The 14,769-nt window shown below is 52.0% G+C and carries 15 protein-coding genes; 3 read left to right on the top strand and 12 right to left on the bottom strand.

The genetic code is table 11. The features are described from left to right. Positions 1-11 precede the first annotated feature (11 nt). The 10 genes from ACSPJT_RS03895 to ACSPJT_RS03850 form a co-directional block, all read right to left on the bottom strand. A complete protein-coding gene (locus tag ACSPJT_RS03895; protein ID WP_435895059.1) occupies positions 12-581 on the bottom strand; it encodes a hypothetical protein in 570 nt (189 codons plus the stop codon). A 43-nt stretch (positions 582-624) separates the two neighbouring features. Further along, complete coding sequence (locus ACSPJT_RS03890; protein WP_435895058.1) at positions 625-888, bottom strand: DUF3634 family protein; 264 nt, start codon at positions 886-888, stop codon at positions 625-627. A 15-nt stretch (positions 889-903) separates the two neighbouring features. Further along, positions 904-1,341 carry a hypothetical protein gene (locus tag ACSPJT_RS03885; RefSeq protein WP_435895057.1) on the bottom strand — a complete coding sequence of 146 codons (438 nt, stop codon included), beginning with the start codon at positions 1,339-1,341 and terminating at the stop codon, positions 904-906. 9 nt (positions 1,342-1,350) lie between these two features. Further along, the gene (locus tag ACSPJT_RS03880; protein ID WP_435895056.1) at positions 1,351-1,803 is read right to left on the bottom strand and encodes a hypothetical protein; all 453 of its coding nucleotides are present in this window, start codon (positions 1,801-1,803) and stop codon (positions 1,351-1,353) included. Between the two features lie 26 nt (positions 1,804-1,829). Beyond that, positions 1,830-2,255, bottom strand: coding sequence for a hypothetical protein (locus ACSPJT_RS03875; protein WP_435895055.1), 426 nt, complete (start codon positions 2,253-2,255; stop codon positions 1,830-1,832). Positions 2,256-2,320: 65 nt separating this feature from the next. Continuing rightward, positions 2,321-2,917, bottom strand: a complete 597-nt coding sequence (locus ACSPJT_RS03870; protein ID WP_435895054.1) for a hypothetical protein — start codon at positions 2,915-2,917, stop codon at positions 2,321-2,323. A gap of 88 nt (positions 2,918-3,005) precedes the next feature. Further along, positions 3,006-6,167 (bottom strand): efflux RND transporter permease subunit, encoded by a 3,162-nt coding sequence (locus ACSPJT_RS03865; RefSeq protein WP_435895053.1) that lies wholly within the window; start codon positions 6,165-6,167, stop codon positions 3,006-3,008. A gap of 33 nt (positions 6,168-6,200) precedes the next feature. Further along, the gene (locus tag ACSPJT_RS03860) at positions 6,201-7,376 is read right to left on the bottom strand and encodes an efflux RND transporter periplasmic adaptor subunit (protein WP_435895052.1); all 1,176 of its coding nucleotides are present in this window, start codon (positions 7,374-7,376) and stop codon (positions 6,201-6,203) included. A gap of 84 nt (positions 7,377-7,460) precedes the next feature. Then, positions 7,461-8,723 (bottom strand): TolC family protein, encoded by a 1,263-nt coding sequence (locus ACSPJT_RS03855; protein ID WP_435895051.1) that lies wholly within the window; start codon positions 8,721-8,723, stop codon positions 7,461-7,463. Positions 8,724-8,856: 133 nt separating this feature from the next. Continuing rightward, complete coding sequence (locus ACSPJT_RS03850; RefSeq protein WP_435895050.1) at positions 8,857-9,339, bottom strand: hypothetical protein; 483 nt, start codon at positions 9,337-9,339, stop codon at positions 8,857-8,859. 187 nt (positions 9,340-9,526) lie between these two features. Here ACSPJT_RS03850 and ACSPJT_RS03845 point away from each other — a divergent pair, with 187 nt between their 5' ends. Beyond that, entirely contained in the window at positions 9,527-10,351 is an 825-nt protein-coding gene (locus ACSPJT_RS03845) for a LamG domain-containing protein (RefSeq protein WP_435895049.1), read from the top strand. Positions 10,352-10,774: 423 nt separating this feature from the next. Beyond that, positions 10,775-12,172 carry a tetratricopeptide repeat protein gene (locus tag ACSPJT_RS03840; RefSeq protein ID WP_435895048.1) on the top strand — a complete coding sequence of 466 codons (1,398 nt, stop codon included), beginning with the start codon at positions 10,775-10,777 and terminating at the stop codon, positions 12,170-12,172. 78 nt (positions 12,173-12,250) lie between these two features. Here ACSPJT_RS03840 and ACSPJT_RS03835 read toward each other — a convergent pair whose 3' ends face one another. Beyond that, entirely contained in the window at positions 12,251-13,195 is a 945-nt protein-coding gene (locus ACSPJT_RS03835) for a hypothetical protein (RefSeq protein WP_435895047.1), read from the bottom strand. Positions 13,196-13,347: 152 nt separating this feature from the next. Beyond that, positions 13,348-13,695, bottom strand: coding sequence for a 50S ribosomal protein L19 (gene rplS / locus ACSPJT_RS03830; RefSeq protein WP_435895046.1), 348 nt, complete (start codon positions 13,693-13,695; stop codon positions 13,348-13,350). 176 nt (positions 13,696-13,871) lie between these two features. On the opposite strand from rplS, the gene ACSPJT_RS03825 reads away from it, so the two are divergent. Beyond that, positions 13,872-14,762 carry a DUF3472 domain-containing protein gene (locus tag ACSPJT_RS03825; RefSeq protein WP_435895045.1) on the top strand — a complete coding sequence of 297 codons (891 nt, stop codon included), beginning with the start codon at positions 13,872-13,874 and terminating at the stop codon, positions 14,760-14,762. Positions 14,763-14,769: the final 7 nt, after the last annotated feature.

The raw sequence follows: 14,769 nt of genomic DNA, 5'->3' as shown, positions 1-14,769 counted from the left end.
CGTATCCGTTGTTAGTCGAGGAGGTTGACGCTGCCAAAGACGTGATCCTTGAGCATCTTCGCCGCAGCGGCTGATCCCTCGGCTTCGCTGATGACCTGAATTTGCCACATCTCATTGCCCCGCACAAAAACAAGCACGTGGTGATGGATGGGATGGCCACCTTTGACGTAATTGAGCTCTAACTCGCGTCCTGCCAGCCCGGCCACGGTGACAGGATTTTTGTTCACGCTGAGAGACTGCACATCCGGAAATGCCCGAAGCTGTGCGACGGCTCCATCGGCCGCTCCATCGACGCTGGCGTCTTGAGATTTGTATTTAGCATGCACGATATCCACGCGAGTTGTTCCGTCGGTGGACTTATATGTCTGAAATGACTCGAGCAGTGGCTTGGCGGATTCTGGTAGAGTCACATCGCCAATGGCTGGGCTGGACGGTAACTCCAACTTCAGGCCGGCGACTTCATAAGTGGCCAGATGATGTTTGCCGTGGTCCGCACCTGATGAAGCGGTGTGGCTGTCTTTGCAGCTGGTAAGAGGCATGATCATTAGCGCAGCGGCAGGTAAGATGAGTAGTGGTTTCATGTGTGTATTGATTGGTTATCGTTAGACGAGGTTAACCTAACCCCTATTTTGAACTATGCAAAGACCAAGCGTTGCGCAAACTTTGATGGAGGGTTTCAGGAATATTGGCTGAAAATTGAAGCCCTGTGTAGCCGCCACGGTTCACTCCGGAGATATGAGCAGTATCGATATTTTCCTGCGCGAGAATCCGGCAACAATCATGGGTGAATTGTCCTGGGACCTTTCCCTTGATCACGTCAGCCTGACCGCCATTGATCACGACTTCCCATTCAGTTGAGCTGAAGAGGCTGGCTAGCTTGCGGAGCATGAGAGGCAGGAGTGCTTAGCTTTTCTTTTTGTAAAAGCCAACGGGGGCCGGCTGTTTGGCGGGCTTGTTTTTCGGGTAATACATGTTCAGCCAGAGGATGACTTTGCTGCCGTCAGAGAGGGTGACCTCGTAAATGTCGAGAGGCTTTCCGTCCGGGCTGTTGCCACCACTGGCTAGACGTTTGAACGTGATGGGTTTGCCTTTGGAGTCCAGCAGACTGCTGAGGTATTCTCGTTCTGCGCCTGGTCCTCCGAATTCTTCCTTGCTTCCAACTTTGATGGCATTCTGATCGCTGTATCCGTACGTCTTATCAGTCGACATCAACTTAAGATCCACGCCTTTGGGATGTTTGGCGGATTTCTCGATAGGATCTAATACTCGCGCGGGTTCCTTGGCTTGTAGACTGATGCAGGGAAGAACTAACAGGAGTAGGATGAGAGGGGAGGTTTTCATGATGTATGGTTATGGTCTGAGTCTGTGGACAATTTCGCCCAAGGTGATGACGCCTTCCAGACGATGGGCTTGTCCTGAGCCATCGTTGTAGTGATAGGTTGCCTTGGTATTGCCATCCTTGTCGATGACAGTGATTGAGATGTTGTCGACCGTGGTGCAGCCGATCTTTTCTTTGCCATTGCCGTAGAAAGCGAAGAGCTTGTCGAGTCCGGCCGTGTCGCCGTCGGAGAGTGTGAGTTCTCCTATTTTCGTGGGATTTTTGTTTTTCTTATCCAGAAATTCATAGATGGATACCTTGTTAGGTGAAAAATCCATGAGGTAGTTGGAGGAATGAAAGCACCCTTGTGAGGTGTAGCGAACCTTGATCTTCTCTCCCTCCTGCAGCTTTTCCAAGGACGGTGATGCCGCATAGGTCATCATGATTGAGGCGACCAGACTGGCAATGACGAGTAGGGCTTTCATGTTATTTGGGAGTTTCGGGTGGGCGGTTATTCTTCGGCTTCTTCTTTCCAAGGAGCCAGTGAAACGGAGATAACTTTTTCGCCAACACGAACGGTGTTCTTGATAATTTCATCGGTAACCTCACCGTTCTTCATCGGCAGCACTTTTCCGTCTTTGTCGTAGAAGACTTGCTCGCAGTGCACAGTGAGTTCGAAGGGTGTTTTATCAGCACTCTTACTGGTGACTCGGATAACGTATGGGCCGATGCGGGCGCCACCGAGGTGTGGCCAGTGACGTCCCAGTCGTGTGGCGCTACCGCCAGCGTCGAAATTTAATGTGGAATCAAGATGTTTCCAGAGACCAGGGTCGGTTTTCAGAACCTTGGTGATTTGCCCGAGGTCGACAGATCCACCCGCAATAGACTGCGAGCAAAGGCAACATAGAGCAATAATGGCAGATAGAATGGTTTTCATAGCGAGGGTTTAGGCAGAGCAGTCAGCGGCCGAGTGAATCGGCCGATGACTGGCTGAACGAAGGTTTAGTGTCCGTGGTCGCAGGTGCATGCGTATTCCTTGTAGTCACAGGATGAGCACTGAGTCATGTTCAAGGTGAACTTGGCTCGGGCTGGTGCGGCATCTGGTGTGGTTTGCACGGTAACAATCGTGGGGAAGTTATTACCATCGGGCAAGGTGGCGCTGGAAACCAAGGCCGAGCCGTCGGCATTCTTGGTTGGGTTCAGTGTTGTTGGGTTGCTGCGGTCACCACAAATCACACTAACAGTCTGGGCTGCAGGAGCGATGGCTTTGTTATCCTCGTTGAGGAAAGTGATCTGCACTTTCTTGTCATCGGTAACAAAGAACTCAGCGCGGAAATCCGGACCTGAGAAAATGCGGCCACCGTTAGGCCCGGCGACTTTCTTGGCGTGATCGTGGCCTTCATGTCCATCATGATCGTCACCGTGATCGTGAGCTCCAGGGCCATGGTCAGGGATTCCGTCGCCATCGTGGTCATGGGGAACACCAGTGCCATGGTTATGGCCGGCGTGAGGATCGGTTTCTGTGGTTTTTTTGTCGTCGCAGCTAACAAGTGCGAAAGTCAGGGCTGTGAATGCAGCTATGGTATATGTCAGTTTCATAGTTAGGTATGGATGGTTGTTTTTTCAATAAAGCGTTTTGTGTATCCTACGCTTGGAGGAAGATTTGTCATTCTGATTCGTTGGGAAATTACTGTGCCGCAGGGGCGTCATTGTCGAGAGCACGTTGGGCGGCTTTGCGGCCAAATGCCCAGAACACCGCAGGGGTCACTCCCAAGCCGAGAAGAGTGGAAGTCACCAGACCTCCGACGATCACAATGGCCACAGGATTCAGGATTTCTTTTCCTGGCGCTTCAGATGGATTGGAGTCTGGAAGGAAGGGGAGGAATCCCATATTAGCGACCAGTGGCAGCAGGGCGATGCCTGCTGAAAGTGCGGTCATCAATACTGGCACCAGGCGTTCTAAGGTACCTCGCTCGATCATCTCCCGAGTAAACCCTTCACCTTCATGTTTCATCAGGTGTAGGTAGTGGGAAATCATCATGATACTATTTCGTGCCGCAATACCGGCCACAGCAATGAAGCCCACGAGAGTGGCAATGCTGATGTTATTCAAAGTCAGGAACGTCAGAACAATACCCCCAATTAATGCGATGGGGATGTCGGCTAGCACCTGCAGGGTGAACACGGCAGTGCCGAAATAGGAATAGAGCAGTAGCGCAATGATCACTAACACCAGCACTGACATTAGTGCGATCCGCTTGGAGGCCTCTTGCTGTGCGACGTACTGCCCCTCGTAGCTGATGAAGTATCCTTCGGGCAGATTGACCTTGGCCGCGACCTGGTTTTGCAGCTCTTCCACCAACGAAACGAGGTCCTTGGTGGTTGGGTTGATGCTGACCACAAACCGGCGTTGAGTGTTTTCCCGCATGATGGTGTTAGGCCCTTTAGCCTGACGAATGTCAGCGAGGTTCTTGAGCGGGATCCGGCGTCCACTGGTAGTATCGATATACATGTTTGCCAATCGTTCCGGAGATTCACGCCATTCCAGCGGGAGCTTGACCACGACATCAAAAATACGCTGCCCCTCGTAGATTTCCGATACGGTCTCGCCACCTAACAAAGTGGCGAGTCGGTCGTTGAGTTCACCTGGAGTGATGCCGTAGGCTTGAGCTCGCTCACGGTCGACTTCGATTCGGAGTTGGGGAATGGGAGCCTGCTGTTCCACCCGAGCTTCTTCCAAGCCAGGGATGGCACGGGCGATATTCTGGATTTCAGTGCCGATACGGCGCAGCTCATCGAGGTCGTCGCCCTTGATCTTGACAGCGATCTGGGCGGACACACCACTGAGCATGTGGCCGATGCGGTCTTCTAACGGACTGCTCATCGCAGAGAATGTGCCGGGAAGGTTTTTAGCACTCATGATGTCTCGTATTTCTTGGAAGATTTCGGTTCGGCTGCGAGAAGAGTCCGGATCAAAATCGACTTCAAATTCCACAGTTGATACGGGGACAACATGATCACCACGTTCGGCTCGACCAGCGCGGTAACCGACCGTTTTTACGCCGTCGACAGCCATCAACATCTTGCTCGCGGTATCGGCTAGTTCAGTGGTCTGCTTCAGAGATGTTCCGGGAGCGGTCGTGGTGGCAATCACAGCCGTGGGTTCGCGGAACGAGGGCAGGAAGTTGTTTCCCATCTGTGGATAGATCAGAGCTGCGGCGATGAGCAAAATAGCAGCGGTTCCAATGACAGCAAACGGTTGGGCCAGAGCGATACGCAACCAGGTGTTTTTCAAGATCCATTTCATTCCTTTGACTAAGGAACTGTCGCCATGCTTTTCACCCGGTGAAGGGTTTAGTAGCAGGGAGGAAAGCACGGGGATCACCGTCAGCGATACCACGAAGGAAGCAGCCATGCTAACAATGGTGGCAATCGCAATCGGTGTAAACAAACGACCTTCCACGCCACTCAGTGCTAGGAGTGGCACGAACACGAGAATGATCAATGCGGTGGCATAGAGGATGGAGCTTCGAACCTCTGATGAAGCTGAGGCGATCACTTCTAACTTGGGCAGCGGCACATTGCGGCTGGCGTTTTCCTTGAGCCTTCGGAAAACGTTTTCCACATCCACAATGGCATCATCCACGACCATTCCGATCGCGACGGCCAGCCCACCGAGCGTCATGGAGTTGACACTGAGTCCAAACAGATCGAACACGAGAACAGCAATGCCCAGAGATAGGGGGATGGATGTTAGGGTGATCAACGTCACTCTGAAGTTCATTAGAAAGAGAAACAGGATCAGGCAGACCATCACGCCACCGAGCCAGAGGGCTTCGACCAGATTGTGAAATGATAGGTTGATGAACTCGGATTGTTTGTAAATCGGAGTCAGCACAATGCCTGAAGGGAGATTTTTTTTGATGTCTTCAATAGCGGCATCGACCTCCTTGGTCAGGGCCAGTGTGTCAAACCCGGGGGACTTGGTGATACTGATGACAACACCACGATCTCCATTGGCCGAAGCATCACCACGCATGGGCTCGGTGTCCCATGCCACATTGGCAACGTCTTTGATCCGGATTGAGCGATCATTCACTTGTTTGACCACGGTGTTTCCTATGGCATCCAGGTCGGTGGTCATGGCGAGATTTCGAACCATGATTTCCTGAGCGCTTTCGGTTAGAAATCCTCCGGTGGTATTGCTCACCACGTGCTTGGAGGCCTCACGCAGTTCATCGAATGTGACATCGTGGGCGAGCATCCTATTGGGATCAGGCTGGATCTGGAGCTGTTTGATTCCTCCACCCATCGAGAGGACTTCGGCGATGCCGCGTATGCCTTGGAGTCGTCGTGCGATGGTCCAGTCGGCCAGTGTCCGAAGGTCACGCTGCTCCATCGAACCGGATGGATCGGTAACGCCTAACAGCATGATGTTCCCCATTAGTGAAGCGACGGGAGTCATGTATGGGACGACGTCTTTAGGCAGATCGTCAGTTGTGCCGATGAGGCGTTCTTGGACAAATTGTCGAGCTTGATAGATATCGGTTCCCCAATCGAACTCCACGAAAATGAGGGAGAGTCCTACGTCGCTGGTAGCGCGCAGCCGGGTGACCCCTGTGACCCCCATCAGACTGTTTTCCAAAGGAACGGTGACCAAAGTTTCCACCTCTTCCGGAGCTAGTCCGGGTGACTCGGTGAGAATAGTTACCGTAGGTTTTGTTAGGTCGGGTAACACTTCCACAGGAAGCTGCGTGGACCGGTAGTAGCCCATTGCTAGAAGTGCAATGGCGACGATTAAAATCAAGCCTCGTTGGGCTAACGAGAATCTGATTAATTTATTTAACATAGCTTTGCTGCGTTATTGATTAGAAAATCAGATTCAGGCTGATGCAGTTTCCCCGCGTGCTTGTTTCAGAGCACGGCCATTACGAATGCCGCTGATAATCAGCAGCACCAATAACAGACCCGTGGAGCATGCGAGAAAGATGACTGTGGGACTGGTTTTTTCGGTTTCGGCAGGAGCTGATTCTTTTGCTTTGGCTTGTTTTTGAGCAGGTGTTAGTTCGCTACCGTCCTCGTTGTGCTCATGACCGTGAGCAGCATCGAGCGCTTCCTTGAGAGAAATACCACTCCCGCTGGAAAAGCTGAGTGCGTAAGATCCGGTTGTGACGACTTCATCACCAGGGAAAAGTCCTCTCACGATTTCCACGTAGCGATCATTGCTTTCACCTGTCTCGACAGGCAGACGCGTGAAGGCGTTCTCGATGTCCACATGTTTGACGTAAACCACACGATTGGCCGCATCGCCCTGAAGCGCTTCACGAGGCACGGCCATGACCTTCGTCCGAGATGATGTCACGATGGAGAACTCAGCACGCATGCCGGGGCGGAGACGTGAGTTCTTGTTAGGGACTCGGAAAATAGCGCCAATGGTTCCACCAGCGCGATCGGCTTTGGTGTCCAGTCTGAGCAATTCACCATCGATGATTTCTCCGCCCAAAGCAGGGATGCGGATGTGGGCTTTGCTGCCTGCTTTGATTTTACTGATAGAGTCTTCCGGAACTTGAGCGGTTGCCCAGACCTCGCTGAGATCCATGATATCCAGTAGTTCATTTTCAGGTTCTACGGGTTCTCCCAGACGGATGTGGCTGGCCACAACCAAGCCATCGCGCGGAGCGCGTAGCTCAATGACGGGAGGGGGGCTGCCGGGTTGACGACTTTCCACCTTCACCAGAACGTCGCCTTTTTTCACACGGTCACCCTCGAAGGCGTTGACTTCGATAATGCGGCCTGCAATGCGGCTACTGAGAACGGAATGGTTTTTTGGATCCTCGCGGATGTGACCGATGGCGAAAACTGTGCGTTCGAAGTCCTTGATTTCGGCCAAGGCGTATTGGATGCCAAGGTTCTTGATGCCTTCCGGTTCGAGGGCAATGAAGCCATCGCTGTTGTCAGGTGCTTTTTCTGCGGCATGGAGAGGTGAGAGGACTGCGGTTAGGATGCAGGCAAATACCACAGCGCTTTGTGATGCCTTGATGGAAAATAAATGAGTCATGATGAAAGTTGGGTTGGTTCTAACTAAATTAGAGAGCGTGATCTTGAGTGTCTGAAGACGACCACAGATTGAATTCGAATAACATTATCGAGCCAGTGATGACTGATACCGGATACGAGCAAGGTGGAACTCGCGCACAGCATCGAGACGAGACGACGCCAGCTTCAGAAGCTGTTCGCGAGTGCGGAGATATGCTTGCAGATTACCTTGGCCATTGCGGAATGCTTGATCGGCCAGATCAGCTTGCTGCTGAGCCAGTGGCAGCAGGGTGTCGGTTATCTCGCTTGTCAGCTTCGCCCATTCCACCATCTCCCCGTGAGCTCCTGCGGCTTGGTGTCTGATGTTGTGGGCTAACGCCTCAGCTTCTTTTTCCCGACGTTTCTTTCGCGCATCAGCTTCCTCGATGGCGCCCTCGTTTTTATTATAAAGCGGAAGCGGGATTTTGACGCCGATGCCAACGGTGGCTTCGGTATCATAGCCATCCGGAGCGTCTTCACTGCGCTCGACACTGCCTGTGATGGAAACCTCGATATCATCACGACTATTGGCTCTTTCCAAAGCCGCCGCTTGTTCGGCCTCCTTGATAGCATATCTGGCAGCTTGTAAATCGGGACGTCGATCTGGGTTGGTTGAGCGTGCAGGAGTGCTGACTTCCGGGAGTGTGCCACTGACGACCAACGCTTCAGTAACCGTCATTCCTAACAAAGGCTTCAGTGTTCCAGTGAGGGCGGCGGACTCAGCATCGAGTCTGCGCATCTCGTTACTGAATTGTGCCGCTTCGAGTTTAGCTTGGCCGGCATCGAGAATGGAACCTTCTCCTTTTTTTGCGGCAGCATCGATATACTCAGCGAGTTGCTTGGCGATTTTACTCTGTTTGACCAACAGTTCCTTGCGTTTGCGCAAGGCGAGGATTTTGATCATCACCTGTTGCGACTCACCGACGAGTTGACGTTCGACTTCACGCACTTCTGCTTCTGCTTTTTTTACAGCTGCAAGTGACACGGCTTTTTCCAAGATCAGCCGATTGGTGACAGGAAACTTACGAGCCACACCGATGCTCAGTGCCCGTTCGCGAAAGTCCCGGTTATGAGCGGCTCCAATTTCGAGTTCCGGATTGCTGGGGCGACCCGATTGCCTGAGTCTGCCATAAGCTTCTGCTATGCGAAATCGCGCGGCTGCGAGGTCGGGGTTCTGTTTTTTTACTCGGTCAGGAATTGAGTTGAGTGAGACCACAAGAGCTTCGGCACCGTGGCTGAGCGAAGGTGCCAGGCACATGATGGCAGCGATTATGGTCATTCGTAGCCGGCTCGGAAAACGGGCTGGCGCTGACAATAGAAATATTTTCATGATGATTGATTGCTTGAAATCCGGTCAAGATACGGGGCCGGAAACCGATGAATAGAAAGAGACGCAACGATGACAATGAGCCATACGAACGCGCGTTCAACGGGGAGCCATCACACTGTGTGATGAGCTATAATCAAGCAATCGACGGACCTCTAACGGGCGTCGTTTTCATAACCATACAGCGGTATAACGAGCTTAGCTCAGCTGGTGGGTCGGGGAGATCTACGAAGTGCAGATCGGTGGCTAACAGGCTGGAAATTCTACCTATTAGAGAATCCAGATCGGTGCCAAAATCAAAAGCCGGATTGAAATCAGACAATGCAGGGCAGGGGATTTTCACCCCGTTTTCAACGACCATACTGTCATTGCTGAGAATAAAGCAAAGCTGGCAGGGAGCAGGGTTTTCCTCGTTGTTGTGTTCACCGTCCTGCTGGTCTGAGTCGTGGTCAGCTGTGCACGAGTCCTCAGCATGATCATTGCAATGGCTCAATGCAGTGCAGATGGTCTGACAGCAAGAAGCCTTGGTAGTATGCAAGATGCCATACTGATCCGATACGCATCGGCCATAGGCGATGAGTAGGAGAGTAATGACAAGGATCGATCCAAGTTTCTGCATCTGCGTTTTAAAATCCCCCAAAGTTTTTGGAAGTCAACGCAATTCTATGGGGAAGCGAGGCTAGGGCGGCTAAGCTAATGAGAATCACACCGTGAAATCGGATACTTTATCTCAGAATTTTTCGTTGAACAATGACCATCGACTTCGTAATATGTTTCACGTTTAGTAGATCTCCCTGTTTAACGATATGAAATCCCAAATTACTTTTTTCCTCGCCATCGCATCGACCTGCACCATCTCCCAAGCAGCCCTCGTTGGCTACTGGAACATGAATGAAACTGGAGGGAATCTGGCCGACTCCTCGGGCAACAATCTCACCGGAATCAAACAGACTGCCGGGCCAGGTTCGGTTTACGGTCAAGCCACTGTCACTCCGGGAACTTATGGAGCTCTCACAGTTTCCTCATCTGTCACCTCTCATTTTGACAAATCCATTGATTTCGCGGTGAACACCACCAATAACCGGAGTAACTATAACCTAGGAACTCCTGCTCTCATCGGCGATCTCGTATCTGCAGCGGGTGGTGGCACAGGTACGTTCACACTCATGGCATGGATCAATCCAGATTCGACTACGGGTACCCAACGCATCTTCGGAACCGGAGTCGGAGGCGTCAGTGGTTGGGCGTTTGGCACAAACGGCAGCACCTTGCGATTTACCACCAATGGACGGCAAGACAACAACTCCCCCACCGCAGCAGGTCTGACTGTTGGAACATGGGCCCACATCGCAATGACCTATAACAACAACATCGTTGAGTTCTTCCTAAATGGTAATTCACTCGGGATTGACGCAGACGCAGGTGGGTTCAATGAAGAAACTGCCAATAATTACCGATTCGGCTCCACGAGCAACGGTCAGGAGCAATTTATCGGCGAAATGGACGAACTAAAGATCTACGACGAGGTGCTTAGTATTTCCCAGATTCGAGCTGCTGCGGTTCCCGAGCCATCCTCCACAGCGCTGCTCGGCCTCGGTGGATTGGCACTGATCTTACGTCGTAAAAAGTAATCTCGCACAACACTCTTTCCCAACCCGCAGTTGCCGTCAGCAGCTGCGGGTTTTTTAGGCGCTGTTGCATCCAGTCTCACCGTGCTTGGGAACGGCGCAGTGTATGTTTGACAGGTCGTCAATGTCGGCGCGGAAGACGGATACTACATGCGAGGTCTGCCTCACTAAGCTGAGCACCTAGACAATGATACCAACTATCACAGGTCATCGGGCACATTTTGTAAGGAAGTTGCCAAGAAATAGGGATCCAATAACCAGCTGGATTGACCTGATTTACTCACTATTAATTAAGGTCGGCTATCAGGAATGAGAAAAGTCTGCGAGGGGGCTTGCCAAGGAGGCACATTTGGACATGATTCGTAGCGTAGTGATACATCCTAGGCATTCACACATGCCGCGTATCAGCGAACCCAATCAATGACCATGTCCGACGAACTCAGAGAAGTTACCGAAGCCGAATTACCCGCAAACATCAAAGCTCTCTGGCTCAAGGCTCAGAGTGCCTTTGAGCTGAAAAACTACACCTATTCGATCAGCCTTTGTCATGCTGTGCTGAAGGAGGCCCCAGGCTTTCTAGACGCACGGCGCTTGGCACGGAACGCAGCGGCTTCCGAGAATGCAGGCAAGAAAAAGAAAAAAGGTCTGTTCGGAGGCAGTGGCCTTTCACTGATGAAGATTCCTTCGTTAGGCAAAAAAGATCCTGTTGCTGCCATGATGGCACTTGAAGTGGAGCTTGCGAAGGCTCCATTCGATGGGCAGGCCAATGATATGCTTTTCGACTGCGCTCTGCGCATGAACCTACTTGATACAGCAGCTTTCTCACTGGAAACCGTACGCAGTGGATCTCCCGAAAACACCAAACTTCTGCATAAACTCGCTGAGCACTACCTCGCTCGCGATATGCCGGACAAAGCTGCGGACGTTTATAACGATATCGTCAAGCAAGACAGCGCAGACATTGATGCTGTGAAAGGCGCCAAAGACGCCACTGCTCGTGCCTCGATGAAGAAGCAGAAGTGGGAAGAGGCCCAGAGTTTCCGCGATGTCATGAAGAGTTCGGATGATGCCGCAGAGCAGGAGGCTGCGAACCGTGCGGCAATGACCCGTGATCAGATGCTCGAGAAGCTTGCCAAGCTTTCGGAGGCATACGCCTCGGACAATGAGAACCTCAAGCTGGTTAAGGATATCGGCAGTCTCTACGAACAACTTGAAGATTGGCCAAATGCTTACTCATTTTTCCAGTATGCCTATGAACTGTCCAACAAAGACGTGGCCCTCCAGAATAAGGCTACCTACATGAAGGACAAAGCCGCTGACTTCCAGATCGAAGAACTCCGCAAAGGCCTGGAAGCTGACCCTGACAATGCAGAGCTCAAGGCTCAGTATGAGCTGGTCATCTCTGACCGCACATCCGAGCAGGTGAAGGAAGCTCAGGAGCGTGTCGACAGAAACCCGACCGATCCTCAGCTCCGCTACGAACTTGGCTTGGCTCTCTATAAATCCGGCGATCACAGTTCCGCCATTCCTCACCTTCAGCAGGCGACGCGTAACCCGCACATTCGCACACGTGTATTGCTTCTGTTAGGTCGTACATTCAAAGCGAAGGGTATGTATGACCTTGCTATCAAACAGCTCTCCGATGCCTTGGCCGATCTGCATGGCATGGACGGAACCAAGAAAGAGGTGCTGTATGAAAAAGGCCTGATCCACGAGGAAATGGACGACAAGGTCTCGGCACTAGACAGCTTCAAACAAATCTACGAAGTCGATTACGGATATCGCGACGTCGCCCAGCGTGTGGAGCAATCCTACGGCGGCTAGATTCCCTTAAATCAATCACCCAAGCCTCGTTGCCAAGCTGGCAACGGGGCTTTTTAATGCCTGTGCCAAATTACCGGACTATTCTTTCATACTCCTGACAAACTCGCGCCACATCAGCCGGGTGATGTAGTATTTGATGAGTTCTTCAGGCTGCACGCCTGATGGGTATTCGGGGAGGGGTGAAAAGCTGGTTTCCGCAGCAAGATGCGTGCGGAGCAGGGCATAGACTCCGGCTTCTATTTGGTTGGCGAGCACCTCCGGCTGTTTGGGGTCGGCCATGAAGGAAATTGGCGGAGTTTCTGCAGTGGTTCCCTCGGCTGTGGAACTAGGACGTGAAAACCAGATAGCTATAGGGATACGAGGTGTTTTGATACCGCGACTTTTCCCGATGGATGCTTTAGTTTCGACTTTAATGACATTCCCTGACGCTTGGGAAATCAATGTCGCCACAGTCTGTAGAGCGTCTTCCAGCATTTTCTTATCCTGCAGCGTGGCACCCGCATGGAGTGTTAGAGTTATATCAGCCGTAGGATCCGGATTCCATGGTGGCATGGCATCGCGTAGTCGCTGGATCGCGGTGATGGCTTGCTTGCGCTGGTCTTCGTTAGGATTTGTAGTATCGATGACCCGCTCCCAGGCTAACAAAGCACGCTGGAACTCCGCTCTTGTTTCCAGAAAAGTGGCCAGCTTGATCATGGCCTCAGCGCCTTGATCACCATGTGTTCCATACTCGGATAATGCCGGCGACAAATTCAGGTCACCAGTGGGCAGTATTTCGTCTTTTTTATCCTGAGGACCTTCCGGTGATTTAGGAACGATGGGGGTGGGGTCAGCCAGCAGTGCAGCATTGATGGGCTTTGGCGGAGCTATGTTCGGTCGGCTATTTTCCCATTCTTCAGATATTTCGACAAGACGCTCCGGAGTAGGCGGTTTCATAAACTCCTTGTCCCTTGCCCCGACAAGCCAAACAATGGCCGTGACTAGGATGACGGCTGGAATGGTGAAGTAAATAGGAACACGCATGTTGGTAGTGGATGGCACAGAGGCTGGCAGAGATTAGAGCAGGTTGCTTTGAGTTCTACTGCGCAATTGCTGCTTCGCTTGCACAAAAAAAGCCTCCCATGACAGGAGGCTTTTGAAAATAAAAATTGAAGCTCAATGAGAGCTTTGTCGATTTACTCAGACTCAGCGGACTTCACAAGAAGCGCACGCTTACCAACGCGGTCGCGGAGGTAGTTCAGCTTGGCACGACGTACTTTGCCACGGCGGGTAACCTCGATCTTGGCAACACGTGGTGTGTGCAGAGGGAAGACACGCTCGACACCCTCACCGGATGAAATCTTACGCACGGTGTAGGAAGCGTTGATGCCGCTGCCTTTTCTGCCGATGCAGAGGCCAGCGAAGATCTGGAGACGCTCTTTACCTGCCTCGACCACACGGCAGTGGACTTTCAGGCTGTCACCGACGTTAAAGTCTGCGACGTCTTTGATCTGCTCCTTTTCGATTTTATCGATGATGTTCATAACTGGCGTTGAGTTGAAAATTGAATTGAAATGGGTGTCAGCCACCTAGTCCGGTGCTGCGCGGGCGGGAGAACTATCTCATGAATCACGGGAATGCAACTGTTTTTTCGTCAGTTTTCGATCCATTTGAAAATAATTCGTGGAAATATCGAGATGCACCTGAGAGTATTGTGTCCATGAAACTTTTCAATCCTGTATTTGCATCCGCCTTATTGATCCCTTGTGTAGCCTCTCTGTTGCACGCGGCGCCAAAAGTGGATGCAGCTAAACTGGCTGACGAGGCCAAACGTCAATGTAGATCCATCCATTTGGGCTACCAAATGAAGGAGTCTACCGCTCTGTATAACGAAATAGTGGTCGCGAACTCCGCTCCGGGCACGTATTTCTGCGCTTTGGGCTTCAATCGAGGCTATTTTGGCATGCAAGAGCTGGCCAATGGCAAAAAACTGATCATTTTCTCCGTGTGGGACAAGAGCCAGACCAACGATAAACACGCCGTCGAGGAGTCCAAGAGAGCCCGTGTCCTCGAAACAGGCGAAGGAGTCAGGACCGGTCGTTTTGGAGGTGAGGGCACCGGAGCACAAAGCTTCTATGACTACGATTGGAAAAACGGCGAAACCGTGCGCTTCCTCGTGCAGGCCAAGCAGTCCGTCGTCGATGGAACGACATTCACCGATTTCAAGGGGTGGTTTTACGACAACCAGCGCAAGCAATGGCAGCATATGACAACTCTGCGCACGCCGACGACCGGTATTAAACTCCGTGGCGGCTATTCTTTCGTCGAGGACTTCCGCCGCAATTACAAATCAGCCAAGATCATGCGTCGTGCCCGTTTCCAGAACACATGGGCGAAAATGAATGACGGCACCTGGACTCCTCTCACCACAGCGCGCTTCACGGGCGATCGAAACCCGGCCACCAATGTCGATGCCGGTAAAGAGGGTGACGGGTTCTTCCTACAGACAGGCGGCGATACTGAAATGAAGACCAACAAGCTCTGGAGCACCATGCAGGGAGATAAGCGCACTGGTAAAATGCCGGAAGGCGTCAAAGATCTGCTCAAGTAAGTATCCG

The sequence above is a fragment of the Oceaniferula spumae genome, assembly GCF_042849255.1.
Taxonomy (GTDB): domain Bacteria; phylum Verrucomicrobiota; class Verrucomicrobiia; order Verrucomicrobiales; family Akkermansiaceae; genus Oceaniferula; species Oceaniferula spumae.
The sequence above is the reverse complement of the archived record's forward strand: the minus strand, read 5'-3'. Positions and strand labels throughout refer to the sequence as shown.